The sequence below is a fragment of the Paenibacillus sp. JT31N17 genome, assembly GCF_056269255.1.
In genome coordinates, this window is sequence record NZ_JBWDNP010000002.1 from 831,994 (window position 1) to 853,865 (window position 21,872).

General features: G+C 52.9%; 22 protein-coding genes. 16 read left to right on the top strand and 6 right to left on the bottom strand.

Annotated elements, in window-relative coordinates; genetic code table 11:
* Positions 1-35: 35 nt before the first annotated feature.
* On the bottom strand, positions 36-263 hold the full coding sequence (locus tag AC0YOB_RS11165) for a MerR family transcriptional regulator (RefSeq protein WP_475792900.1): 228 nt from the start codon (positions 261-263) through the stop codon (positions 36-38).
* A 213-nt stretch (positions 264-476) separates the two neighbouring features.
* Between AC0YOB_RS11165 and AC0YOB_RS11170 the strand changes: the two genes are divergently transcribed.
* The 3 genes from AC0YOB_RS11170 (at position 477) to AC0YOB_RS11180 (ending at position 1,784) form a co-directional block, all read left to right on the top strand.
* A complete protein-coding gene (locus AC0YOB_RS11170) occupies positions 477-713 on the top strand; it encodes a hypothetical protein (protein WP_475792901.1) in 237 nt (78 codons plus the stop codon).
* A 161-nt stretch (positions 714-874) separates the two neighbouring features.
* Positions 875-1,381, top strand: a complete 507-nt coding sequence (locus AC0YOB_RS11175; protein ID WP_475792902.1) for a DUF948 domain-containing protein — start codon at positions 875-877, stop codon at positions 1,379-1,381.
* 1 nt (position 1,382) lies between these two features.
* Positions 1,383-1,784, top strand: coding sequence for a YtxH domain-containing protein (locus AC0YOB_RS11180; RefSeq protein ID WP_475792903.1), 402 nt, complete (start codon positions 1,383-1,385; stop codon positions 1,782-1,784).
* Positions 1,785-1,840: 56 nt separating this feature from the next.
* Here the strand turns inward: AC0YOB_RS11180 and AC0YOB_RS11185 are convergent, their stop codons facing one another.
* Positions 1,841-2,743 (bottom strand): AraC family transcriptional regulator, encoded by a 903-nt coding sequence (locus tag AC0YOB_RS11185; protein ID WP_475792904.1) that lies wholly within the window; start codon positions 2,741-2,743, stop codon positions 1,841-1,843.
* Positions 2,744-2,950: 207 nt separating this feature from the next.
* Between AC0YOB_RS11185 and melA the strand changes: the two genes are divergently transcribed.
* The 8 genes from melA to AC0YOB_RS11225 all read left to right on the top strand — a co-directional run bounded on the left by melA (position 2,951) and on the right by AC0YOB_RS11225 (position 9,968).
* Positions 2,951-4,252 carry an alpha-galactosidase gene (gene melA / locus AC0YOB_RS11190; protein ID WP_475792905.1) on the top strand — a complete coding sequence of 434 codons (1,302 nt, stop codon included), beginning with the start codon at positions 2,951-2,953 and terminating at the stop codon, positions 4,250-4,252.
* A 256-nt stretch (positions 4,253-4,508) separates the two neighbouring features.
* Positions 4,509-5,333 (top strand): glutamate racemase, encoded by an 825-nt coding sequence (gene racE, locus AC0YOB_RS11195; protein WP_475792906.1) that lies wholly within the window; start codon positions 4,509-4,511, stop codon positions 5,331-5,333.
* Positions 5,334-5,496: 163 nt separating this feature from the next.
* Positions 5,497-6,714 (top strand): M14 family zinc carboxypeptidase, encoded by a 1,218-nt coding sequence (locus tag AC0YOB_RS11200; protein WP_475792907.1) that lies wholly within the window; start codon positions 5,497-5,499, stop codon positions 6,712-6,714.
* Between the two features lie 199 nt (positions 6,715-6,913).
* Entirely contained in the window at positions 6,914-7,393 is a 480-nt protein-coding gene (gene fur, locus AC0YOB_RS11205) for a ferric iron uptake transcriptional regulator (RefSeq protein ID WP_475792908.1), read from the top strand.
* 213 nt (positions 7,394-7,606) lie between these two features.
* Positions 7,607-7,849, top strand: a complete 243-nt coding sequence (locus AC0YOB_RS11210; protein WP_475792909.1) for a hypothetical protein — start codon at positions 7,607-7,609, stop codon at positions 7,847-7,849.
* A 108-nt stretch (positions 7,850-7,957) separates the two neighbouring features.
* Entirely contained in the window at positions 7,958-8,260 is a 303-nt protein-coding gene (locus AC0YOB_RS11215) for an iron-sulfur cluster assembly accessory protein (RefSeq protein ID WP_210037611.1), read from the top strand.
* A gap of 43 nt (positions 8,261-8,303) precedes the next feature.
* The gene (locus AC0YOB_RS11220; protein WP_210037612.1) at positions 8,304-8,525 is read left to right on the top strand and encodes a YuzB family protein; all 222 of its coding nucleotides are present in this window, start codon (positions 8,304-8,306) and stop codon (positions 8,523-8,525) included.
* 198 nt (positions 8,526-8,723) lie between these two features.
* Complete coding sequence (locus AC0YOB_RS11225) at positions 8,724-9,968, top strand: DUF445 domain-containing protein (protein ID WP_475792910.1); 1,245 nt, start codon at positions 8,724-8,726, stop codon at positions 9,966-9,968.
* 156 nt (positions 9,969-10,124) lie between these two features.
* Here the strand turns inward: AC0YOB_RS11225 and AC0YOB_RS11230 are convergent, their stop codons facing one another.
* Entirely contained in the window at positions 10,125-12,116 is a 1,992-nt protein-coding gene (locus AC0YOB_RS11230; RefSeq protein ID WP_475792911.1) for an LTA synthase family protein, read from the bottom strand.
* 95 nt (positions 12,117-12,211) lie between these two features.
* Positions 12,212-13,351 carry a THUMP domain-containing class I SAM-dependent RNA methyltransferase gene (locus AC0YOB_RS11235; RefSeq protein WP_475792912.1) on the bottom strand — a complete coding sequence of 380 codons (1,140 nt, stop codon included), beginning with the start codon at positions 13,349-13,351 and terminating at the stop codon, positions 12,212-12,214.
* 119 nt (positions 13,352-13,470) lie between these two features.
* Between AC0YOB_RS11235 and AC0YOB_RS11240 the strand changes: the two genes are divergently transcribed.
* Positions 13,471-14,097 carry an O-methyltransferase gene (locus tag AC0YOB_RS11240; RefSeq protein WP_475792913.1) on the top strand — a complete coding sequence of 209 codons (627 nt, stop codon included), beginning with the start codon at positions 13,471-13,473 and terminating at the stop codon, positions 14,095-14,097.
* A gap of 135 nt (positions 14,098-14,232) precedes the next feature.
* Here the strand turns inward: AC0YOB_RS11240 and AC0YOB_RS11245 are convergent, their stop codons facing one another.
* Positions 14,233-15,447 carry an MFS transporter gene (locus AC0YOB_RS11245; protein WP_475765149.1) on the bottom strand — a complete coding sequence of 405 codons (1,215 nt, stop codon included), beginning with the start codon at positions 15,445-15,447 and terminating at the stop codon, positions 14,233-14,235.
* A 253-nt stretch (positions 15,448-15,700) separates the two neighbouring features.
* On the opposite strand from AC0YOB_RS11245, the gene hemE reads away from it, so the two are divergent.
* The 3 genes from hemE to hemG are packed head-to-tail and all read left to right on the top strand — an operon-like array spanning position 15,701 to position 19,258.
* On the top strand, positions 15,701-16,774 hold the full coding sequence (gene hemE, locus AC0YOB_RS11250) for a uroporphyrinogen decarboxylase (RefSeq protein WP_475792914.1): 1,074 nt from the start codon (positions 15,701-15,703) through the stop codon (positions 16,772-16,774).
* Positions 16,767-17,696 (top strand): ferrochelatase, encoded by a 930-nt coding sequence (gene hemH / locus AC0YOB_RS11255; RefSeq protein WP_475792915.1) that lies wholly within the window; start codon positions 16,767-16,769, stop codon positions 17,694-17,696. Before hemE ends, hemH begins: the two co-directional genes overlap by 8 nt.
* A 32-nt stretch (positions 17,697-17,728) precedes the next feature.
* Positions 17,729-19,258, top strand: a complete 1,530-nt coding sequence (gene hemG / locus AC0YOB_RS11260; RefSeq protein ID WP_475792916.1) for a protoporphyrinogen oxidase — start codon at positions 17,729-17,731, stop codon at positions 19,256-19,258.
* Positions 19,259-19,931: 673 nt separating this feature from the next.
* On the opposite strand, the gene AC0YOB_RS11265 is transcribed toward hemG, so the two are convergent.
* Complete coding sequence (locus AC0YOB_RS11265) at positions 19,932-20,456, bottom strand: phosphatidylglycerophosphatase A family protein (protein ID WP_379113753.1); 525 nt, start codon at positions 20,454-20,456, stop codon at positions 19,932-19,934.
* 166 nt (positions 20,457-20,622) lie between these two features.
* Here AC0YOB_RS11265 and AC0YOB_RS11270 point away from each other — a divergent pair, with 166 nt between their 5' ends.
* Positions 20,623-21,681 carry a GerMN domain-containing protein gene (locus AC0YOB_RS11270; RefSeq protein WP_475792917.1) on the top strand — a complete coding sequence of 353 codons (1,059 nt, stop codon included), beginning with the start codon at positions 20,623-20,625 and terminating at the stop codon, positions 21,679-21,681.
* Positions 21,682-21,872: the final 191 nt, after the last annotated feature.

Below are 21,872 nucleotides of genomic sequence, written 5' to 3' on the forward strand. Positions count from 1 at the left end.
AAACAAACAAACACGGCAGCGACTGCCGTGTTTGTTTAATGATCAGCGGCTTCCTGTTCGTTGGAATAGAAATCCAGTTTGTGATCAATCATCGACATAAAGGACATGAGCTGATCCACTTGAGCTTTAACCCGCGCCTTCTGTTTATGAAGCCTGTTCATCCGTTCTTCGATGGTTCGCTTCCTTGGAGGGTGAGCTTGGCACCGCAGGGTATGGATCGATAATCCGGTCTCCTCGGCAACCTGCCCGATCGTATAACTCATTTATAAATCCACCTTGTTATTTTACGCCTATTATGGCGCTAATCGGGCATTCAGGAAAAGGGCGTGCCCGTTGAATGCCGTATCGACCAATTCTTGTCTTAGCTTTAAAACCTCTTTTGCATCCTCGCCAACAATGTATCTCAATTGATTTGTACCGTGGTTGCCGCCTCATAGATAATTTCCGCAGCGTACTCCGGAGGAGATTGGATCCCATTGCCCATTTTCGAACCCCCCCGCTTTATTCAGAAATACCTGATATTCCGTCAGCGATTAATCGTTAAAGAAATCCATGGATCTTCCGCCAAAGTCGGTTTTAACCATACCAGGCTTGATCAATTTGACCCGGATGTTTTGCGGAGCAGGGCCGCGGCTTTTCCGATTCCCGACGATGTTCCTGTTATCAATATGGTTTTCAATAAAGTGTCCCTCCTTGGCATGTTGATTATTTGAACTGCAGACACATCAGATCGTCTAGAGTGAACTTTAGGTCAATGGGGTTTATTATCATTTTCGGATTCTCATTTTCTTTGTGTCAAGTCAAGCCCATGCTGCTTATACTGTGATTAGAAATGGGCATTAGTCTATTGCGCAGCAAAGGAGGACGGATCACGATGTTGAACCTTTGGCTGACTGCGGCCTTTGTTGCCGCATTTGTGATGCTGGTGCTTGGCGTGCTCCTATGGCTGAGGTCTGTGGACCGCAAGCTGGATCAGCTGGTCTATGCGGCGAAGGCCATGGAACGCCATGCTCAAGAAGCTGCCGCACAGACCTGTCAGCTCATGGGAGCAGCCTCGGACACAGTCAGGACGCTGCAGCACCAGCTTGATGGAGCATCCAAACTGTTCGAATCCGTACGGCGGATCGGTGAAACGGCGGACCAGACGACAAAGGCAATCAGCAGCTTGTCCGGCGCTTTGTCGCAAACGACAGAGCGGTATGTGGAAAATGCTGGCGGCAAATACCAGCGGCATATTGCCGGCGCGCTGGATTTGGCTGAAGTCGGTTATAGTGCCTGGCAGTTCTGGCAGACAAAGCGCAAAGATAACAAAGATTCCTCTGCATGCATGGAGCATGGAGAAGGGCACGCTACTAAAAACAATCCTAAAAGGAGCGATTGAAATGGGCAAATTGAATCGGAGAAGCAGTTTTATGTTTGGCGCGGTTGCCGGAAGCATCCTCGGATCGGTTACAGCGCTTCTGCTTGCGCCAAAAGCCGGGAAAGAGCTGCGCCGGGATATTTCTGACGGCACACGGCAGGTAACGGACCGGACCGTAAAAGTAGTCACGAATGCCGGAGATTCCACAGCCCGCATTGTCAAGCAGGTAGGCAGCAAAGCTGCGATTCTGACTGACAAGGCCAAGGATACGGCCGGCAGTGTCATAGGCAGCATCAGCAGCTGGCGCGGATCCCGGAAGGATGAACTGCTGGAGGGTATTGATCTTCCGGAGTTCGATAATACCAAGGAAGCGTTGAAGGATACGTTGGAGGAAGCCAAAGAGGAAATACAAACGATCCGCTAAAGTGTTACCATATAGCAGATGCCGCATAAGACGACAAAGCAAGGAGGGCAGGGCCGTCAAAGATGGCTCTGTCCTTTTTGCTGTTGTTGTGCCTGAAGTGACTGGCGATGGCGCAAGCGGTATTCGGAGGGTGCCAGGCCATAGGTTTTGCGAAACTGTTTGGAGAAGTAGAGGGCATCCAGATAACCCACGGAAGAAGCGATCTGATCAATGGACAAGTGATGCTGCCCGAGCAGCAGCTCGCGCGCCCGTTCCATGCGGACCTTCAGCAAAAATTGCATAGGCGAAACGCCGGTAACCTGTTTGAACATCTTGGACAGATGGGTACGGTGGTAGCCGAGCTTCCGCGACAAATCCTCAATGGAAATCTGCTGCGCGTATTGAAATGAAAGCCAGCGGACGGCCTGCTTGATCTGCCGCTCTATATCGGGAACGATGGTCAAGGAATTAAAGGCCAGCTTGCCTGCATTGCAGACCCCATATTCCTTTAGCAGGATACGCAACAGGCCGCTTGCTTCCAGATCGGCCAGCTCCGGATACGGCGCCTTCTCCAGTGTATCCTTCATCCGGCGGTACAGCTCCCGGAGAGGCCGCAGGTTATCGCTGTGAATAACAGGATTCAGCGGCGTTATGCCCATTGTCAAGAGCAGCGATTCCGCCATATGGCCTTTGAAGGCTACCCAGCGGTACGACCATGGCTCCTGGGCATCGGCGGTGTAGGAGAAGAGTACGTCCGGGAAGATGAAGAAGGTATCGCCTCTTGAGCATTCATACCGCAAGCCGTCGATTTCAAATACGCCCCGTCCGGAAAGAACGGTATGAACAAGATAATAATTATGAACCGAAGGACCGATCTGATGATTGGGAAAAGGCTTTCCCTCGCCTGCAAAGAGGACGGATAATTCTCCATGCGCGGGAAGAGAATTGGACTTTGTTGATATTTTGTAATGATCCGCCATTGCAGCTCGTTTCCTTTCAGGGGACAGTTTCATTTCAAACAGAAACAACTTCCCTAAGCGTATATTATAAAACTACATATGTCCATATTGATCACGCAATAATTCCTACTCAACCCTATGTTTTTTCATTTATAGTAGGGATAAGGCAATACATTAAACCGCTTTCTAAGATTCTAGCTTCAGTCACCTATTCAAGGGAGGATACTCATGTCTAAAATTACGTTTCTTGGAGCAGGCAGTACCGTTTTTGCCAAAAATGTGCTCGGCGATTGCTTGAAAACGCCGGCGCTGCAAGGATTCGAAATCGCGCTGTTTGACATTAATCCGGAGCGGCTGTCCGATTCTGAAACCATGCTGAACCATATTAAAAACACGAGCGGCAGCACAAGCACCATCAAAGCCTATACGGATCGCAAGGAGGCGCTGCGCGGAGCCAAATATGTGGTCAATGCCATTCAAGTAGGCGGCTATGATCCTTGTACGATTACCGATTTTGAAATTCCCAAAAAATACGGTTTGCGCCAAACGATTGCCGACACCGTGGGCATCGGCGGGATCTTCCGCAATCTGCGCACCATTCCGGTTATGCTGGATTTTGCACGCGATATCAAGGAAGTCTGTCCTGACGCGCTGTTCCTCAACTATACCAATCCGATGGCCGTTCTGACCAATGTCATGAACACCTACGGAGGGGTGGAAACGGTTGGCCTCTGCCATAGCGTGCAGGCATGCGTCAGCGGCTTGTTCGACAGTCTTGGCCTTGACAAGACGGGCGTGAAATCGAAAATCGCCGGCATTAATCATATGGCATGGCTGCTTGAGGTATCGAAGGATGGAGTCGACCTGTATCCGGAAATCAAACGCCGTGCGCGCGAGAAGCAGAACGAGAAACATTGGGACATGGTCCGTTACGAAATGATGCTGAATTTCGGCTATTATATTACCGAATCCTCTGAGCATAACGCGGAATACCATCCATATTTCATCAAGAAAAGCTATCCGGAGCTGATTGACCGTTTCAATATCCCGCTTGATGAGTACCCGCGCCGCTGTGTTGGCCAAATCAGCAAATGGCAGAAGCTCAAGGATGAGCTGGTTCATAATCCGGAGCTGCATCATGAGCGCACGCATGAATACGCTTCTTATATCTTTGAAGCGATCGAGACGAATGTTCCCTTCAAAATTGGCGGCAATGTAATGAATACGGGCGGTCTGATCTCCAATCTGCCGCGCGAAGCCTGCGTCGAGGTACCGTGTCTGGTTGACCGCAGCGGTGTGACTCCTACCTATGTCGGCGATTTGCCGCCGCAGCTGGCCGCGCTCAACCGTACGAATATCAATACCCAGCTGCTGACCATCGAAGCGGCGATCACGGGCAAGCGCGAGCATATCTATCATGCCGCGATGCTGGATCCGCATACCGGTGCCGAGCTGTCGATGGACGATATCCGCTCGATGTGCGACGAGCTGATTGAAGCGCATGGCGACTGGCTGCCAAAATATAATTAATCAGAATCCATGCACAAGAACCGCCATCCTGTCAGGGGATTGGCGGTTCTTTTTTTGCATGCAGCCGCTGATCAACGGCTCCGGGCACTCCGTTATTTCAACTATCCATTGCTTCTGCTGCACATCGGAATAGTCGAGTAGGGACCTGCCCGTTCTTGAACCTTGTCCTGTTTTAGGCTAAGATGAAGGTACCTTTTCAAACCCGCGTACATATTCTATTGATGTCTCTTAAAACGAACAAGAAAGCGGTGTGTCTGTGCAGCAACCGATAGCAATACTGGATTCCGGCGTAGGCGGCCTTACTGTAGTCAAGGAAGTCATGCGTCAGCTTCCACGTGAGAAAATCATATATTTCGGAGATACGGCCCGTACGCCTTATGGTCCCCGGCCAGCCGACGAAATAACGCGTTTTACGAGAGAAATTGTGGATTATTTGATTCAATATCGGCCTAAAATGATTGTTATCGCCTGCAATACGGCAACAGCGGTGGCCCTTGAGGATATCCGCTCGCGGGTAGCCGTTCCAGTCGTGGGGGTTATCCATCCCGGAGCGCGGGCAGCCAACAGCTCCACGCAAACGGGGGTTGTCGGCGTAATTGGTACGGAAGGAACGATAAGCAGCGGAGCATACGAGAACGCCCTTAAACAGCTTTCGCCAACCATTGAGGTCGTCAGTCTGGCATGTCCCCGTTTTGTAACGTTGGTTGAGCAGGGGAATTTTCGCTCCGAAGAGACGTTCAACACGGTAAAAACTTCCCTGGGGTCTTTGCAAGCAGGGAATTTGGATACGCTCATCCTGGGCTGCACCCATTATCCCTTTCTGGCTGAAACCATAGGCGAGGTAATGGGCAAGGATGTGAGGCTGATCAGCTCCGACGGCGAGACGGCCCGGGAGATCAGCACCATCCTCCATGACCGCAACCGGCTGGAGCGTGCCGAGGATATGCCGGTGCATCAATTTTTCTGCAGCGGCGATCCGGTAATGTTCAAGAGAATTGCGCAGCAGTGGCTGGGCGAGCAAATCGAGCTCACTCCCATTGTATGGCAGGTGCCCCAGATTGCGAACCGGACAGTAGGTTGAAAATTCCAGGAAGATCCCTGCCAGAAGAATTGATCTGGTGAGGGTCTTCTTTTTTTTAGGTTGATATTCGGGTTGTCATGCGGGAAGTGGGGTGTGCATAGCATGGGTCTAAAGGAGCCATGTCAGCTTATGCCGTCCATATACTCGCGAGGAGGTTTAAAATATGCTCCCTTACATCGTCCAGCAAGGGGATACACTGCTTCGAATTGCAAGCAGGTTCGGGGTAAACAAGGAGTCGCTGCTCGCCGCAAATCCCCGGATAGCCGCTGCCCAGCAGCTGATTCCGGGCTTGCTGCTGTCTGTGCCTGCCCAGCATGAGACCGTTTATTGTGTTCAGCCCGGCGACTCGCTGCTGGGAATTGCCGCGCTTTTCTCCGCTGCTGTCCCCGGGCTCGCCGCCGCTAATCCTCATCTGGATCTGAAGAAGCTGATCCCAGGTCAGCTGATAACCGTTCCGGCCGGGTCTTATGGCCGGATTATCGATGCCAGAGCCGAATATGGCCATGCCGAGCTGCAAAGGGATCTGGATGCGCTGGAGAGCGAGTATCCTTTTCTGGAGAGGACTGTTATCGGATACAGTGTGCTCCATAAGCCTATTCATGCTGTTCGTCTTGGAGAAGGCCCCCGTAAAATTCAAATCAATGCGGCCATGCATGCCAACGAATGGATTACGGCTCCGCTGCTGATGAGCTTTGTGGAGGATGCGGCTGATGCATGCGCTCATGGCAGGAATGTTGGCGGGGTGGATATACGCAAATTGATTCAGGGGGCTGAGGTCTGGTTTGTCCCGCTCGTGAATCCGGATGGCGTTGAACTGGTGCAGGAAGGGCTGCGCCAGGATCACCTCTTTTTCTCTGAGCTTCTGCAGTGGAACCGTCAGTCGCAGCGCTTCGCCAAGTGGAAGGCCAACATACGCGGAGTGGATTTGAATGACCAATTTCCGGCCTTCTGGGAAGAAGAGGTGAGGCGGCGGGAAGCGTCAGGACCAGGTCCCCGCGACTATCCCGGTCCAGCCCCGCTGTCTGAGCCGGAAGCGCAGGCATTGTACAGCTTTACGCAGGAGCGGAAATTTGACATGGTAGTGGCCCTTCATACGCAGGGACAGGAAATTTATTGGAACTATCGCGGTTATGAGCCGGCGCAATCGGAGCGGATTGCCCGCAGGCTGGCAAAGGCTGCAGGCTATAAGCCGGTCAAGCTCGGCGGGAGCGATGCCGGCTTCAAGGATTGGTTCATTCATGATTTCCGCAAGCCCGGCTTTACGGTAGAGGTTGGCCTGGGCAGCAATCCGCTGCCGATCAACTCCTTTCCGGATCTGTACGATGAACTCCGGCCGCTGCTGCTGGCTGCTGTGGAAGCTGTGGCGCAGGAGGAAATCTGAACTGGCGGCGGCTCTTGATTCCGGTTCGGCAGGAGGACAGGGCCGCTTCTTTATACCGCTTGTCTATTGGAAAAGGCTTCTCACGGAAGCAGGCTTCTGAGGAGCTTGCTTGCGAGGCATAGTTGAAGGGGGAAGGCTTATTTGTTATAATGAATAGTAAATAGTAATTATTACTGAAAATTACAGGAAGCTGGTGGTTATGTTGAGCATACTGGATGAAGTTGGTGCGGCCAATCGACAGTTAATCGCCATGGGATACAAAGTAACGCGTCAGCGCGAAGCTACCTTGAGAGTATTATTTGAGAATGAGACCGATCATCTCAGTGCCGAGGAAGTTTTTATGCTGGTCAAGAAAAACAATCCGGATATCGGCCTCGCTACGGTTTACCGGACGCTGGAGCTGCTGAATGAACTGGATATTGTCGAGAAAATAAATTTTGGCGACGGTGTGGCGCGTTTTGATTTGCGCAGCAAGGATCACGAGCATATGCATCATCATCTGCTGTGTAGCGAATGCGGCGGAGTGAAAGAGATCAAGGACGACTGGCTGCAGGAGCTGGAAGAGCGGTTGGAGAAGGAATTTGGCTTCAAGGTTTCCGATCACCGCCTGGAATTTACCGGGATTTATAAAAAATGCGCGAACAAGTCCTGCAAGAAAGAACGTAAAGCCGTATCCTGACAAGAAGCCTTTCCGGTGGGAGGCTTCTTTTTTTGTGTTATCCTTTTCTTCTATGCGCCTTAAGTCGTTGATTTGCTGCACAAGCATAGATGCTTGCCATATGGTAAACTTATAAACAGCAGCAAGAAGCTTGACTTCGGCGAACTGACGGCGGACTCCACGTTTTGCGGCGCCGTCCATTCTTCCCGGTTTACAGCCCCATAAGGGAGGTTCATGATGAAACTTTTATCGCTCCGCCATTGGCGTCATGTGTTTGTCCGCATTTACCGCCTGCTCGTCTCACGGGATGTGAAGCTGATCCATAAGCTGCTTTACGTCGTTCCGGTGCTGCTGTATTGGGTGCTGCCCGATGTCATGCCGTTCTTACCTATCGATGACATTGCCGTGACGATGATTGCGGCGGAAGGCTACACGCGTTATATGGAACGCAGATATGGCGACCGGCTGAAACCGTAATATAGGTGAACGATTGTAAAAATAGCTGTCGTACATAGTTGAACAATCAGTCCGGTTTCTTTAAAATAGGAAAAGACATGCTTGATGATAAAGGAGATGCTTATCCCAATGAAATGCAAAATAACCCGCAATGCCGCGAAAATTTTACGCCAGGAGCTGGACAACCCTGAGAATGCAGGAAAGCTGCTCCGTGTCTACATTACTCACTCGCATGGCGACCATGCTCACTATGGCATGCGCATGGACGATGCCGGAGAGAATGACGAAATTGTAGAAACCGACAAGGACATAACGGTCGTGCTGGAGAAGAACGTGGAGATGCTCGACGGCGTTAAAATTGATTATCTGTATTTGCCTCAGGAAGGTTTTGTCATCACGAACCCGGTTAGAGGCAATCACGGCGACCACTAATCAGCAAGGCTGATAGGCAATGGGAGATTGGGGAGACAGACGAATGGCTAATGACATTCGCATTTGCGATAAATGCAAGCATATCCGCACAAAGACGATGCTGCCGAAGCTGGCGCAGATAGCACCAGAGACAGAAGTGCGGGTAGCCTGCAAATCCTACTGCGGACCATGCTCGCGCTTTGCTTTTATTTTCATTAATGGCCGCTATATCACCGCGCCGACCGAGGATGAAGTGATTGAAAAAGCGCGCAAATATGTAAAATAAGATCATGCCGGCCATCCAGCCGGTGTGCATGAAAGGCAAACGTCATCTTAGGCTGTTGACGTTTGCTTTTTCGTTATGAGGGTAATTGATCCTTGTAATCATCGGTCTTATTTGTGCTTGATTGCTTCCGCGTTGTAGAATGTTGTCAAGAGATGCTTAATGAATTTTGCTTTGCAAAAACGCTGCAGGAGGCCGTATATGAACTCAAAGTACTTGGCGGGATTATCGTTAGCCATTATGGCCGCCGGATTTCTGGTTACGTTATTTTTACCCGAGAATACGTTCGTTTTCCTGTTAAAGGGTGGCTTTGAAGCCGGATTGGTAGGGGGAATCGCCGACTGGTTTGCCGTCACCGCGCTGTTCCGCCATCCTTTTAGCATTCCCATTCCGCATACTGCGCTACTGCTTAAGAATAAGAGCAGAATCATCCAGTCTCTGATCTCGGCGATGGAGAATGAACTGTTGAATAAAGAAAGCATCGAGAACAAGCTCAGCAAGCTTCATGTGCTGCGCATGGCTTCCACACAGCTGACCAAGCTGATGAGCAGGAAGAAGGCCAGAATTCAGATTCTCGATTTTCTGATCCAGCTTATTGTCCGCTTTCCGCTGGAGAAAGCGGTCCCGGTTATTCAATCCTGGTTGGCGGCTTATCTGCTGAAGACGGATATGAAGGCTGTGGCGGAATCCGTGATCACCAAGGTCATGAACGACGGCTACGATGAGAAGGCGCTGGATTTTGTACTGGGCGAAGCGGCCAACTGGGCGGAGCGGCCCGAGACCGGCGTTATGCTGGGCAAGCTGGCGCTGGAGAAGCTGTCTGAGGTCAAGGCGGGCGGATTCATGGGCTTTGCGCTGCAGGCTTTCGGCGGACTGATGAATGAAGAGAAGCTCGGCTCGATTTTGCAGAATATGATTTCGAACGGGATCAAGGATCTGATGCTTAAGGAAAGTACATACCGGGAGCTGATTGTCAGGGAAATCCGGATCCAGCTGTTCCAGCTGGCCGATAACGACGAGAAGCTGAATGCAGCGAAGGATTGGGCGCTTGGCCGCATTGAAGGAGAGAGCGGAGAAGCTTTTCTGCAGGCGAGACTGGAAGATTTGCGGAACCTGGCTCTGGCCAGGCTGGAGGAAGGACGTGCAGATGGCGGACGATCGCTTTTCCGTGTCTACAGTGCCATCATTCGTCATCTGTCCCAGGAGCCCGAGAAAATTAATGAATGGGAAAGCCGTCTGCTTGCGTATCTGATTCAATTGGTGGAATCCAACCATTTCCGCATCGGGCAGCTGGTGAAGGAAAATCTGGATCAGATGGACGATGCGGCATTGGTCAGCATGCTGGAGGAGAAGGTTGGTCAGGATCTCCAGTGGATCCGTGTGAATGGAGCGCTGTGCGGGTTTTTCGTCGGGATCATTTTGTCCTCCATCCAGTTGTTTACTTAAGGTTTAAAAAGAAGCACCCGCATGGTCACGAAGCTGATGAAAATCAGCTTTTGACGGCGGGTGCTTTTTCAAGCTTGCAGCATGTATATGTTTCACATTAGGGTCTCAGGGAAGAAATCTGCTTCGGCTGCCAGAGGACGGCGGAGACGTTTCTTCTTATTTTTCAATATCAGGCTGGGAACGGAAATTCTTGATCAAATCATGCTCGATGACGCGATCGGACGCGATAAGCTCCTGACGGGCTTCTTCGGCTCCGCCCTTGCAGGCGGTGAGGGCAAGCGCTTGCCCTGTAGTGGCGTCCAGACACTTGGCATGTTCGGCTATAAAATCATCTGCCGGCATATAAAACACCTTGCCGTCGGTGTAACCGCCGTTTCGGAAAACGACTTTCTTGCCCTCGAGCGGCTTGTCCGTAACGAGCGGCGTTCCCGCCATGATTTTATCCGCCGAGGAAATCCCGAGCAAATGGAGCACGGTAGGCGTCAAATCCATCTGTCCGCCAACCTGGCTGTAGGTTCCGGCTTTGGCTCCATCCGGCAGATGAACGATCAAGGGTACCTGCTTCAGCACATTCATCCGGTCAAGCTCACTCAGCGGTTTGCCCAGAAACTTCTCGAAGGGTTCCCATTCCTTGATGGAATTATCGTGGTCGCCATAGAACAGAAAAATCGATTTGTCCCATAAATGCTCGGCTTTGAGCCTGTTGACCAGATCGCCAAGCGAATCGTCGACATAGTGGGCAGCCTCCAGGTAGTCGCCGAATATCGTTCCTTTGAAATCCCCGACATCCAGCGTCTGCGTGCTTGCGGCAAGCTTGTAAGGGTGATGGCTGGACAAGGAGATCAGAAAGGAGTAAAACGGCTGCTGCTCGCTCAGCATCAGATCAACGGACTGCTGGAAGAACGAACGGTCCCCCAGCGACCAGCCCAGGGGCTCGTCGATCGTGTAGCTTTTCTTGCTGTAAAACTTGTCATAGCTCATCGTGCTGTACATCGCATTGCGGTTCCAGAAGCCGCCGTCGTATGCATGAAATACGCCTGTCTCGTAGCCGTTATCCTTCAGCGTGGCAGACATGCTGTCGAAGGTGTTCTGCGCGAAGCGGATAAATACCGAGCCGCTCGGCAAGGGCTGAAGCGAAATATTGGCAGCCAGATCGGCATCGGATGTGCGGCCCTGGGCGGTTTGGTGATAGAAGTTCTTAAAGTACATGGACTCTTCAAGCAGTTTGTTCATATTCGGCGTAACTTCCTGGCCGTTTATCTTCTGGCCGATCAGGAAGTTCTGAAAGGCTTCCAGCTGGATCATGATGACGTTGGCGCCCTTATAGCGGCCGAACATGCTGTCATCCTCAAGCTGCTTGCGGACATTGCCGCGGTCCTCGAACCACTGCTTCGCTTCCTGGATTTGATCCTCCGGAAGCTTGTTGTCATGCAGCCAATGATCCTCCGCATACCGGTACAGGTCATATCCGTGAAAGCCGATGACGCCTGTCACATTGTACAGGGACATATTCCACCAGTTGCCGGTGAACAGTCCGACGGCCCAGGTGCGCTGCGCATAGGTGACGGGCACGAAGACGAGTGTAAGGCCGCTTGCCAAAATGATCAGGCTCAGCGAAAGGCGGAGCATCATTTTGCGCAGCTTGCTGGGTCTGGCGAAGGATAATGCAATATCGCGCTTGTGACGCTTGCGGAATATCGTGAAGACGGCTATAGGCACAATCAGCAGCCAGTCGATAAAAATCCAGATATCCGCCCAGCCCAGCAGAGAGGCGATGCTGTCGCCAAGCGAGCTTACTTGTCCGGCCTGGGTAAGCACCGGTATCGAGATCATATCCTGAAAATAGCGGAAATAAATCAAATCGGCATAAATAATGACCGTAAGCAGCATATTCAGCAGCACGAGAGCGATGATCCGGCCGCGCGGCGGAAGCCACAGCGTCCAGAAGCAGACCAGCGCCAATGTACCCAGCGCCACCAGCACATCCTCCCCGTCCATGGCCATATTCGGAACATGCACGTAGCGGTCGAACAAAACCAGCTTAATCATCATCAATGCGAAGAAAAGCACAAGATCCAAGCCTTTAAACCGGGCAGCAAGCGCCATGCCGACACTTCTCCGCCCGGTTGGCTGCAGCGGTTGAGCCATAACAAGGGTGTCCTTTCCTGTTTACAAAATGTTAATAATGTCTTTCCCATTATAGTACATTTCGTATCCAGATCAAGGAATCGGAAGGCTTGGCCTTATGTTCGAAAAGGAGGCCGCGGGCCAAAATACTGATAAAGAGCGCATTCAATCCGGCCATTGTACAGCTTGCGCCTTTTGTCGGCATTGCGTCCAAAATAATGCTCTACCGATTTGGAAGGGCTGAGAGCGAAGAATGACCAGGTCGGCAGATACAGCGCCGTGTGGCCGAGCTCCCTCAGCGCTTTTTCGGCTTCCGTATCATCGCCAAGCCTCGAACCGTATGGCGGGTTCGTAATAATGCAGCCGTACTCGCCCTCCGGCTTCGCCTTGGACACTGGCAGCACGCTCAGCTTGATATCACGGGCAAAACCGGCCTTCTTCACAGCCGCTTCCGCCACATCAATCGCGCCCGGGTCGATATCGGAGCCGGCAATCGACAAGGGGATATCGTCCTTCACCGAATCGAAGGCTTCCTCGCGGGCTGCTTCCCACAGCTCCTCGGGGATGAGCGGCCATTGGTCGCTGCTGAACGACCGGCGCAGTCCCGGAGCGATGTTCCAGGCAATCATGGCCGCTTCGATGGGAATTGTGCCTGACCCGCAGAACGGATCGTACAGAGGCCGGTCCGGACGCCAGCGGCTGAGCAGCACCATTGCCGCCGCCATCGTTTCCTTGAGCGGAGCTTCCGTCACCAGCTTGCGGTAGCCGCGCTTATGGAGACTAGGACCTGTCGTATCCAGCGTAATGAGCGCCATATCATTCATCAATGAAACCTCGATCACATATTTGGCTCCGTCCTCGTGGAACCATTCTGTGCCGTAGGTTGCCTTCATTTTCTCCACAACCGCCTTTTTGACGATGCTCTGGCAGGCCGGCACGCTTGTCAGCTGCGACTTCTGGGAGCGGCCGTTCACCGGAAATTCGCCATCCTCCGGTATCCAGTCCGCCCAATTGACCGCCTTTGTCCCTTCGAATAATTCCTCGAAGGTGCGCGCGGGATATTCCGCCATCTTCACAAGGACGCGGTCAGAGGTTCTCAGCCACAGGTTGGTGCGGCAAATATCAGCCAGACCGCCGGTGAAATTCACGCGCCCGTTCTCCACCTGCACATCTTCATAGCCCAGATCCTTCAATTCACGTGCAACAATCGCCTCAAGCCCCATGGGGGATGTCGCGATAAGCTGTAATTTTTCCAATGCAATCACTCCGATTCGCCTACTCCGGTTGTTTCCGGTCATTAAAAATCATACAATCAAGTATAGACATATGAAGGCGGCCTGACAAACTAAAACTCATGGTAGAGGAGAATGCATGGATGTCGACGGAACAATATGTGGAACAGCTGCTTGGCGAGGATGCCGATCTGGAGAGGGTACATAAGCAAATCCGCGAGCATGATATGCCTGAGATTTCCATTGCGCCGGGCTACGGCAAGCTGCTGACGATGCTGGTCCGCATGAAAGGCGCGCAGCAGGTGCTGGAAATTGGCGCGCTTGGCGGATACAGCGGCATATGCCTGGCTAGAGGGCTCAAGGATGGAGGCAAGCTGACCTCGCTTGAGCTGAACCAAAGCTATGCGGATGTGGCAAGAAGCAGCCTTGAAGCGGCAGGCCTCGGTGACCGTGTCGATTACCGGATCGGGGATGCCAAGGAGAGCCTTGCGCTGCTTGTCCAGGAGGGGCGCACCTTCGATTTCTTCTTTATTGACGCGGACAAGGAAAGCTATCCGGTCTATCTCGATTATGCCATCAAGCTGGCCAATCCGGGAGCTGTTATTACCGGCGATAACGCACTCATGCATGGCAAAACGATCGATCCGGAGCGGACGGGGCCGGCTGTGGTGGCGATGCGGCAATTTAACGAGCGGATGCTGAGCGATGAGAGATTGATCGGAACCTTGCTGCCCGCTTATGACGGATTGGCAGTGGCGGTTGTGAAGTAGAAGCTCTTGACCGGGCTGATGTTTATGCCGGATGATGAACGAGATTATAACAATAACGGACTTCCCTCTATCGGGATGTCCGTTTTTTTATACTATGATTGCATATCCGCTTTCCTGGCAGCCTGCCGATAACCCTCATGATTTATTGTTTGCTGTGCGTTTGCGGGCCAGGGTGCTGCGCACCCAGACCGCATTGATGAGAAACAGAACGGATGAAGTGATAAAGACGCCGCCAATGCCGATCCAGCCCGATATCACGCCTCCGACAAGCGGGCCGAACATATTGCCCAGGCTGAGAGTGCTGGTGTTGAAGCTGTAGGCGCGTCCCTCCATTCCGTCGGGGGTAAATTTGCGGATCAGGGAGTTCACGGACGGGATCAGCCCTCCGAGGAATGCCCCCTGCAGAAAGCGGAAAATAAGCAGCTGCCATACATGTGTGGCCATCGCCTGGGGGATGAACATGACCGCCGCGCCAATCAGCGAGACGGCAAGAATCCGCTCCTGCCCGATCCGGTCGCTCAGCCTGCCCAGCAGCGGGGAAGCGACCATATTGGACATGCCGGCCGCTGCGCTGACAAGTCCAGCCCAGAACGCAACGTTGACGTCGCTTCCATGCAGCTGCTGGACGTACAGAGGAAGCAGCGGCATAGGCCCGACCATGGCGAACTGGATCAGAAAGGTTACGGCAAACAGCGAGGTCAGCTGGGGAATCCGGCCCAATTGACGAAATCCTTCAAGTACCGATACATTGGGCCTTGCAGCCGCCTGCTTGTGATCGAAGCTTTCCTTTACGACGAGCATGGCAAGCGTTGAAGCCATAAACAGCAGCGTGCCGGTCAGATAAAAGATCGGGCGGAAGCCGATTTGATCGGCAAGAAGGCCGCCCAGCAGGGGACCGAGCATCGTGCCGGCAATGCCCCCGGACTGCAGCGTGCCCATGGCAAAGCCTGTCCGGTCCTTGGGCGTTGTAGCCGATATCAGAGAGATGGCCGCGGGGTTGAAGCCGGATATGGTGCCGTTGATCATCCGCAGCACCAGCAGATGCCAGGGGGCGGTTGCGAAGCCCATCAGCACGATGACAACCGCCATTCCGAATCCGGAGCGAAGCAGCATAACCTTGCGTCCGTAGCGGTCGGACAGTTTACCCCAGAGGGGCTGAAACAGAAAGGCGGTGACGAAATTGCCGGCGAAAATAATGCCCGCCCAGGTGGCGATTTCATGCGGATCCGTAAGTCCGATGCCATCCGACTGCAAGTAAAGGGACATAAACGGAATGATCATGGTCATTCCGGCCATGACAAGGAACTGTCCCACCCACAGGACAGCCAGATTCTTCTTCCACTGCTCCATAATGACTGTTTTCTCCTAACCTTTGCTTATTCTGAACACAATAGGTTAAGTATAGCATAACAAGCAAGCCGCAAATCCTGACTTTGCAGCAAATATTTTGCCGCCAATGGACGGCAAAGCCGTTCTTCCAATCGAGTGAAATCCGTCATTTGTCATATAGTTGTCATTGAAAGAAGAGTGAGGGCGGTTGTTACGCTTCATCAAAAAGGGCATAATGGTAACGTAGAGAATCCGATAGAAATGGGGAACGTCAATGAGCTACAACGATCGGTTCATCCGGGCAAGCAGGAGAGAACAAGTCGATCGCGTACCCGTCTGGTATATGCGACAAGCGGGACGCTATGATCCCGAATACCGTAAAATAAAAGAAAAATACTCGCTGCTTGAAATTTGCAGTCAGCCGGAGCTTGCTGCTGAAGTGACAATGATGCCCGTAAGAAAGCTTGGCGTGGATGCGGCCATTCTGTATTCCGATATTATGAATCCGGTGGCGTCGATCGGCATCGACTTTGATATTGTTCCGAACGTGGGACCTGTTATTGCCAATCCCATTCAATCTGCAGCTGACGTGGCGAAGCTCAGGCCCATCGATGTCGAGGGCGACCTGTCCCATATCCTGGAGACGATCCGCATTCTGGACCGTGAGCTTGATGTGCCTCTGATCACTTTCGCAGGCGCGCCTTTCACCATAGCCAGCTATTTAATAGAAGGACGTCCGTCCAAGTCGTATATCCGCACCAAGACGCTGATGTACAGCCAGCCCGAGATATGGCATCAGCTGATGTACAAGCTGGGCGATATGGTTATCGCTTATGCCCGCGCCCACATGGCAGCGGGAGGCAAGGCATTCCAATTGTTCGACAGCTGGGTCGGAGCGCTTGCTCCCCATGATTTCCGGCAGTTTGTGTTGCCGACCATTGAGCGGATCTTTACAGAGCTGTCTGACTTGAAGCAGCCCAAAATTTATTTTCCAGGCGTGGCCTCCGGCGAACTGCTTCCAACCCTTGGAAAGCTGAAAACCGATGTCATTGGACTTGACTGGCGCGTGTCGATAACCGAAGGCCGCCGCCGCATCGGCGGTTCTTATGCGGTTCAGGGAAATCTGGATCCGTATGTGCTGACTGCGCCGATGGATGTTATTCAATCCCATGCCAAGCAGATTATCGACGAGGGAATAAGGCAGCCCGGATTTATTTTCAACCTGGGGCATGGCTTGTTTCCCGAGGCATCGCTTGACAAGCTGCGTGAGCTGACTTCCTGTATTCATGATTATTCGGCCGAGGCGATTGCTGCGGCAGGACAGCAGAAGGAGGCGCGCCATGTCTGAGCGTAAAATCGGCGTGCTGGTCATGTCCTATGGAACGCCCGAAAGTCTGGACGGTATCGAGGAGTACTATACGCATATCCGCAGGGGGAATCCCCCTACGCCGGAGCAGCTGGCTGATCTGAGCGGCCGCTATGAAGCGATCGTAGGCGGGTTCTTCCCGCTGCGGGAGAATACGAACCGCCAGGTCGCCGGCATACAGGACAAGCTGGATACCTTCGCGCCGGGTCGTTATATGTGCTACCAAGGCCTGAAGCATGCCCGTCCCTATATTGAGGATGGAGTAGCCAATATGGCTGCAGACGGCGTCCGTGAGGCGGTTGGCATTGTTCTGGCGCCGCATTATTCCATCATGAGCGTGGGCGGCTATGTGGAACGCGCAAGGAAAAGGGCGGAAGAGCTCCGCATAGAGATGAATTTTGTGGAGAGCTATCATATGCATCCCAAGCTGCTAGAGGCATTGATCAGCCGTGTGAAAACGGGCTTGGGCCCATTTGATGCTTCCAGGCCGGTTAAGGTTCTGTTCAGCGCCCACAGTCTGCCGGTCAGGATACGGGAGATGAATGATCCCTATGAGGCTCAACTGCTGGAGACCTCTGCTGCGGTTGCTGAAGGGGCGGGTGCTGCGGACTGGGGCTTCACGTGGCAGAGCGCAGGCCGCACGCGCGAGCCGTGGCTGGGTCCCGATATTCTGGAGACGCTCAAGGAAGTGGCCGAAAGCGGCTATACACAGGTATTGTCGGCTCCGATAGGTTTTGTTTCCGATCATCTGGAGGTTCTATATGATCTGGACATTGAAGCGATTGAGGCTGCCAGGCAGCTGGGCATTGATTTTGCCCGCATTGAAATGCTGAATACCGATCCGTTATATATGGAAACCTTGGCGGAAACCGTCATTTCACAGGATCAGTGGCAGCAGGCATAACGCCATAACACAGGGCAGAGGAGATGAACGACATGCGGGGAAGCGGACAACCTGATCGGTTAGTCGTCATTGGCGGCGGGATCAGCGGACTGAGCTCCGCTTTTTATTTGCTTAGGGAAGCGGAGAAGCGCGGACGCGACATACAAATTACGATTGTTGATCCGGCCGGAAGGCTGGGCGGGAAGATCAACACTTTGAAGCGGGATGACTTCGTAATCGAGCGGGGGCCGGATTCATTCCTGGCCCGCAAGAACGCGATTATCGATCTGGCATGGGATCTGGGGATCGAGCAGGAGCTGGTCGGTACCAATCCGACGGCCAAAAAAAGTTATATCCTTCATAAGGGCAAGCTGCATCCCATGCCCCCTGGGCTTGTGCTGGGCATACCGACAGAAATTTCCCCATTTCTCAAATCAGGACTGATATCATGGGGAGGCAAGCTGCGGGCGCTGCTCGATTTTGTGCTGCCTGCCCGCAAGGAGGAGTCGGACGAAGCGCTTGGTGATTTCCTGTCGCGCCGGCTGGGCGATCAAATGATGGAACGCGTGGCGGAGCCGCTTCTGGCCGGGATTTATGCGGGTGATTTGCGCAAGCTGAGCCTTCAGGCGACATTCCCGCAATTTCGCGATGCCGAGCGCAAGCATCGCAGTCTGATTCGCGGCATGAGTGCGAACAGGCGCCTGGCCCCAGCCGTCGCGGCCAGCGCAAGCCGCCTTCCGGCTTCTGTACGCGGCAGCATGTTCCTGACCTTCAAAGGCGGACTAACGACAATGATTGAAGCCCTTGATCATGCGCTGTCAGGAGCAGAGCGCAGGATTGGCGTCAAGGCTGCGGCTTTTCGGCCGAATGATCCCGATGAGCGCGAGGAAACCGGCAGGAATGCAGAGACGGAGCCGGAAGCGGGGCAGACAGACGGGCAAGCCCAACCCTGGGCTCCATATGACATCCTGCTTAGCGATGGTGAAATTATTCAAGCCGATGGCATTGTCATCACAGCGCCCGCATATGATGCGGCAGAACTGCTGGAGCCCCATATGGACACGCAGGCGCTGCGTGCAATCAATTATGTCTCTGTGGCCAATGTGGTTATGGCCTTCAACAAACGGGATATTACAGAGGATTTTAACGGGTCCGGTTTTGTCATTCCACGCTCCGAAGGAACAACCATAACAGCCTGTACCTGGACTTCGACGAAGTGGCTTCATTCCAGCCCGGACGATAAGGTGCTGCTGCGCTGTTATATCGGCCGTTCTGGCGATGAAGAGGTTGTCGATCTGCCTGATTCCCAGCTTGAGGATGCGGTCCGGCGTGACATACGCGATATAATGGGTATCACGGCCGTACCATTGTTTACGGAAATCACCAGGCTGCATAAGTCTATGCCTCAGTATCCGGTCGGGCATGTGCAGCAAATTGCCACGCTGCGGGCAAGGATGAGCGCAAAGCTTCCGGGTGTGTGGGTCACGGGAGCAGCTTTCGATGGCGTGGGACTGCCTGACTGCATCCGTCAGGGCAGGGAAGCAGCGTCCCGCGTATATGATGCGATAACCAAACGCAAGTAATAAAAAATATCCGCGGACAAGATCGAATAATTAGCTCCAGCAAGAAAAAACCTTATTCCACTCGCTATAGCTTGGCTACAAACCGTATAAGCAGGAAAAAGCTTGCTGCAGCCGTCGATTATGGCGTGTAAAGCGGAAACAACTGTTTCAGCAAGGAAAAACCTTATTACACTTGTTTTAGTTCTGATTAAAGACGGTACAAGCCGGAAATACCTTGCTGCAGCCGTCGATCATGGCGTATAAAGCGGAAACATCTGTTCCAGCAAGGAAAAACCTTGTTATACTCGCTATAGTTCTGGCTACAAACCGTACAAGCAGGAAAAAGCTTGCTGCAGCACAGATGGTTTCGATTAATTCATGCTGTTCATTAAGCGAGGATGGTCCTTCTGCAGTTTTTCAACAGCTGTCCATCAGGCTTATAGATTGGCAGGTCCGACTTGCCCCAGTCTGGAGATTTCCGGCCTTGCTAGTCTCGCACAAGCAATGCTTTTGAATTTTAGCTAAAATATACAATTAAAAAAAAGGATGACGAAGGCGCAAGGCGCTTTTGTCATCCTTTTTGGCATCCAACCGGCATCCAACCGGCATCCAACCGGCATCCAACCGGCATCCAACCGGCATCCAACCGGCATCCAACCGGCATCCAACCGGCATCCAACCGGCATCCAGCCGATTAGTCAATCGGCGGCCCCATGCTGCCCTCGCGCTCCGCCTGTTTCCGGTGCGCAATGCGGCTGCTGGCCGATGCGGCAATGGCTCCGACAATATCATCGAGGAAGGTATGACACTGCTCGCCTTCCTTGTCGTTGAGCACCTTCAGGATGCCCGGCTTCAGTTTATCGACGTAGCCGAAATTCGTAAAACCGATGCTTCCATATACATTGACGATGGAGAGGGCCAGAATTTCATCGCAGCCGTAAAGGCCCTCGTCGTTCTCAATCATATCCTGCAGCGGCGCAAGCAGCTTGCCTTCCTCCGCCAGCATATCGAGCTGAATTCCCGTCAGCACCGCGTTTTGTACCTCACGCTTGGAAAGCACAGCTTCAATATGTTGCTCGCATTCTTCCAGGGTCAGCTCGGGAAAGTAGGACTTCTGCAAAAAAATAACAAGTTCAGCAATTTGACTAATGGTAACGCCTCGTTTGGCCAGCCATTCTTTGGTCGTCGAAGCTACGATTTCACTGTTGAGACTGTACATTTTAGACTTGGCCACAGGGCTCACCTCTTGTTTCTTGTTTAATGGACAAAACTGGTCTAATTGATGGAGAGGGCTCGTATACATAGTACTACAAAAGAGCAACTTGTACCAAATGAATGGAAGGGCTCGCGCTTGATTACTAAGTCTACGGGGAGGAATTATGAACATGAAACATTATCGCCTTGTTCGCCGGGCGGCGCTCGCCGGAGCGTTGGCGTTGCCCATTCTTACGACCGGCTGCGGATTATTCTCACAGGAAGAAAGCCCGTCCATCGATCCGCCGCAGAACAGCTCGCAGAATGTCAGCGGGGCCATTACCGACGTCGGACAGGCAGCCAATCATGCCGGTCAGACCCAGATGACCGTTTACTTGAAGGATCAGAATGGAATGCTGGCGCCCGTGGCTGTACAGGCTGCTCTGGGCGAGGGGGAGAAGCCAGGCCAGAAGGCGCTTGAGATGATGGTGGACGGGGGTGCCTACGCATCACAGCTCCCGGAGGGATTCCAGGCCGTGCTTCCCAAAGGCACCGAAATCAAGGATTTTAACATCGTTCCCGATCAGAAGCTGGCAGTTGTTGATTTCTCCAAGGCATTCGCGGATTACAATGTGACGGAGGAGCGGCATATCGTCGAAGCGGTAACCTGGACGCTGACCAGCATGCCGGATATTCAGAAGGTGGACATATGGATGGAAGGCGCGAAACTCGGTGAAATGCCTGTTGACGGCATGCCGATTGATCAGCCTCTGACAAGATCCGTCGGCATCAATCTCGAAGCAGCCGATGGCGTGAACAATTACAGCCAGACCACGCCGGTAACATTGTATTTCTCGGCTCTGACACCCAATAATGAATTATATTATGTTCCGGTCACAAGGCTGGTAAACCGTTCCGATAACCGGGCCAAATCGGCTATCGAGCAGCTGATCAGCGGTCCTTCCGAAGGACGTGCGCTTACGGCTGTCATGACGCCGGATGTAACGGTCAAGAGCGTTACGAAGCAGAATGATATCGTTACTGTCGAGCTGCAGGATGATGCGTATGTGGCAGGGCAGCAGGAGCCTGCAGAAATGCTGCAGGCTGTGGTCCTGGCATTAACGGCGAATACTGGTGCGGCCAAGGTTCAAATCAAGCTCAACGGCGAAACGGATTTCACCGATACCAACAACCAATCCTACAGCAGCCCTGTATCCGCACCCGAGCATGTCAACGCCTTTAAGTCCTGATCCTGACCTTATACAAGCGACAAGCCTGCCTGGGGCGAACCTGCTCCGGAGCGGGTTTTTTGCTGTAGTCCCGGCCTTATTCCGCCACCTTATATGAGGCTTCCCGCACCGGGTGTGACGGTGCGCGATGGCTGTCAACCTCAGTCCGTCTGCCCGCCGCCGCCGCAAAGGATGCTTTTCCCCGTTGTCTT

What these genes read in the sequence shown, in the direction of transcription:
- AC0YOB_RS11165 (WP_475792900.1), bottom strand. Translation starts at nt 263, where the DNA reads ATGAGTTATACGATCGGGCAGGTTGCCGAGGAGACCGGATTATCGATC.
- AC0YOB_RS11175 (WP_475792902.1), top strand. Translation starts at nt 875, where the DNA reads ATGTTGAACCTTTGGCTGACTGCGGCCTTTGTTGCCGCATTTGTGATG.
- AC0YOB_RS11180 (WP_475792903.1), top strand. Translation starts at nt 1,383, where the DNA reads ATGGGCAAATTGAATCGGAGAAGCAGTTTTATGTTTGGCGCGGTTGCC.
- AC0YOB_RS11185 (WP_475792904.1), bottom strand. Translation starts at nt 2,743, where the DNA reads ATGGCGGATCATTACAAAATATCAACAAAGTCCAATTCTCTTCCCGCG.
- melA (WP_475792905.1), top strand. Translation starts at nt 2,951, where the DNA reads ATGTCTAAAATTACGTTTCTTGGAGCAGGCAGTACCGTTTTTGCCAAA.
- AC0YOB_RS11200 (WP_475792907.1), top strand. Translation starts at nt 5,497, where the DNA reads ATGCTCCCTTACATCGTCCAGCAAGGGGATACACTGCTTCGAATTGCA.
- fur (WP_475792908.1), top strand. Translation starts at nt 6,914, where the DNA reads ATGTTGAGCATACTGGATGAAGTTGGTGCGGCCAATCGACAGTTAATC.
- AC0YOB_RS11210 (WP_475792909.1), top strand. Translation starts at nt 7,607, where the DNA reads ATGATGAAACTTTTATCGCTCCGCCATTGGCGTCATGTGTTTGTCCGC.
- AC0YOB_RS11215 (WP_210037611.1), top strand. Translation starts at nt 7,958, where the DNA reads ATGAAATGCAAAATAACCCGCAATGCCGCGAAAATTTTACGCCAGGAG.
- AC0YOB_RS11220 (WP_210037612.1), top strand. Translation starts at nt 8,304, where the DNA reads ATGGCTAATGACATTCGCATTTGCGATAAATGCAAGCATATCCGCACA.
- AC0YOB_RS11225 (WP_475792910.1), top strand. Translation starts at nt 8,724, where the DNA reads ATGAACTCAAAGTACTTGGCGGGATTATCGTTAGCCATTATGGCCGCC.
- AC0YOB_RS11230 (WP_475792911.1), bottom strand. Translation starts at nt 12,116, where the DNA reads ATGGCTCAACCGCTGCAGCCAACCGGGCGGAGAAGTGTCGGCATGGCG.
- AC0YOB_RS11240 (WP_475792913.1), top strand. Translation starts at nt 13,471, where the DNA reads ATGTCGACGGAACAATATGTGGAACAGCTGCTTGGCGAGGATGCCGAT.
- AC0YOB_RS11245 (WP_475765149.1), bottom strand. Translation starts at nt 15,447, where the DNA reads ATGGAGCAGTGGAAGAAGAATCTGGCTGTCCTGTGGGTGGGACAGTTC.
- hemE (WP_475792914.1), top strand. Translation starts at nt 15,701, where the DNA reads ATGAGCTACAACGATCGGTTCATCCGGGCAAGCAGGAGAGAACAAGTC.
- hemH (WP_475792915.1), top strand. Translation starts at nt 16,767, where the DNA reads ATGTCTGAGCGTAAAATCGGCGTGCTGGTCATGTCCTATGGAACGCCC.
- hemG (WP_475792916.1), top strand. Translation starts at nt 17,729, where the DNA reads ATGCGGGGAAGCGGACAACCTGATCGGTTAGTCGTCATTGGCGGCGGG.
- AC0YOB_RS11265 (WP_379113753.1), bottom strand. Translation starts at nt 20,456, where the DNA reads ATGTACAGTCTCAACAGTGAAATCGTAGCTTCGACGACCAAAGAATGG.
- AC0YOB_RS11270 (WP_475792917.1), top strand. Translation starts at nt 20,623, where the DNA reads ATGAAACATTATCGCCTTGTTCGCCGGGCGGCGCTCGCCGGAGCGTTG.